The sequence below is a fragment of the Enterobacter cloacae complex sp. P42RS genome, assembly GCF_014930595.1.
Lineage (GTDB): Bacteria > Pseudomonadota > Gammaproteobacteria > Enterobacterales > Enterobacteriaceae > Enterobacter > Enterobacter bugandensis.
On record NZ_JADBRK010000036.1, the window covers coordinates 1 to 1,181 of the forward strand.

Sequence of the window (1,181 nt, forward strand, 5' to 3'; positions counted from 1 at the left end):
TGCCCTTGTATGTTTAAAGTCACTTCAGTTACCCGTCAACAGACGGGTAAACTGTCACTGAGTTTGACCTGATGCCACAGCCCGTTAGCCCTCTGGGTTTCCAAGCCCGCGGGTGAGCTCCTGGCGTGGCATCAGTTTTCCTGTTAACCCGAACAGCTGCCTGGGCGGCCTGTGCCAGCCCGTATATTACAAGGCCGGGAGACTCGAACATGACTGAACATACCACCGTTGGCATCGATATCGCCAAAGAGACCTTTGATGTATTTATCAGTCCTGACGGGATTTTCCTTCATCTGGAGAATACCCCTCAGGGCCATCAGTTACTCCTCGACGCCCTTTCATCACGTGCCTTTGCACGCATCGTGATGGAAGCCACCGGGCGCTACCACAACCTTCTTGCAGCCACACTTGAACTTGCCGGGCTGCCTGTCGCCGTCGTTAACCCTGCTCAGGTCAAACACTTCGCACGGGCTCTCGGGACGCTGTTCAAGACAGACCCGAACGATGCCCGCATCATCTGCGAGTTTGGCCGCAGAATGACACCGGATGTCAGACCCGCTCCGGACGAACAGACGCAGCGTCTGGCCATGATGGTATCCCGCCGCCGTCAGCTGGTGGACAACAGAACCATGGAGCAGAACCGCTACGGCTCCTGCACTGATGAGCTTATCCGGACGGGCATCAAACGGCATATTGACTGGCTTAATGCAGAGATAAAGGACACGGATGACGACATCGACCAGCAGATAAAAGTGATGCCGCTATGGCAGGAGAAAGTGAAGCTGCTGGAAGAAGTCAAGGGTATAGGACGGACAACGCTGGCGGTTCTGCTGTCGATGCTGCCGGAGCTGGGACAACTTAACAGACGTAAAATCAGCGCACTGGTAGGCGTGTGTCCTTATGCCCATGACAGCGGAAAGATGAAAGGAAAACGATGTATCTGGGGAGGACGAAGTGCGGTGCGTGCAGCGCTGTACATGGCGGCAATGTCAGCGGTGCGTTATAACCCAACCATACAGGCTTTTTTTGAGAAACTGAGAAGCAAGGGAAAAGCCTTTAAAGTGGCGATGACAGCCTGCGTCAGAAAGCTGGTAACAATCCTGAATGCGATGGTGCGGGACAATAAAAAATGGGCGGCAGCTTAGTCGTCAGATGTTGACTTTAAACACAGCTGCTCACCC

At 54.0% G+C, this 1,181-nt stretch carries 1 protein-coding gene; it reads left to right on the forward strand.

The features are described 5' to 3' along the window. Window positions 1-209: 209 nt before the first annotated feature. Window positions 210-1,145 (forward strand): IS110 family transposase, encoded by a 936-nt coding sequence (locus IM314_RS21860; RefSeq protein WP_193359365.1) that lies wholly within the window; start codon window positions 210-212, stop codon window positions 1,143-1,145. Window positions 1,146-1,181: the final 36 nt, after the last annotated feature.

Excerpts from the sequence above, each read along its gene's own strand:
- IM314_RS21860 (WP_193359365.1), top strand. The coding sequence starts at position 210 with ATGACTGAACATACCACCGTTGGCATCGATATCGCCAAAGAGACCTTT.